The sequence below is a fragment of the Nocardia vinacea NBRC 16497 genome (genome assembly GCF_000308835.1).
In the GTDB taxonomy this organism is placed as follows: Bacteria; Actinomycetota; Actinomycetes; order Mycobacteriales; family Mycobacteriaceae; genus Nocardia; species Nocardia vinacea.
This window is the reverse complement of record NZ_BAGN01000298.1, coordinates 1-442: the sequence shown is the minus strand read 5'-3', so window position 1 is coordinate 442 and position 442 is coordinate 1. Positions and strand designations below refer to the sequence as shown.

1 protein-coding gene is annotated in these 442 nt (G+C 62.7%); it reads right to left on the bottom strand.

Annotation, left to right across the window (positions count from 1 at the left end; all coding sequences use genetic code 11):
- Positions 1-294 (bottom strand): hypothetical protein (locus ON44_RS33565; protein ID WP_040697959.1); only part of this gene is annotated, 294 nt, incomplete at its 3' end.
- Between the last annotated feature and the right edge of the window lie 148 nt (positions 295-442).

Here is a 442-nt window from a genome sequence, read left to right as displayed (position 1 = left end):
GCGGAAGTTGTCGGCCTCCTCTGGATGCTGCTTGCCGAGCAGGCTCACGGCCGCGGTCAGGCTCGGCAGCACCTGATCGGCGAGTTCGGCAACGGACTTACCTGGCAAGTGAATGTCTTTGGACTTGGCGGCGAGCACATGCCCGACCAACCCGGTCGCCGAAGTCAAGGCGATGCAGCCCTGCGAGATGCCCTTGTGCGCCGCACCGGCGGCGGCCATCAACGACACCGCGCCATAGGCGGCGGTACGCAAGGTGCTCTTGTCCTGATCGGTCAGGGTGATGGTGACAGACATTTCGTCTACTCCTCGAAATCGGTTGTGGCACTGTGTCGGTGCCGGTCGTTTTGTTCGATGAACACACTGTCGCCGGACCGACTGACAGCGACCTGACACACACCTGACACCCCCACTGACACCGCGATCGGCCATCAACACGCCAGCT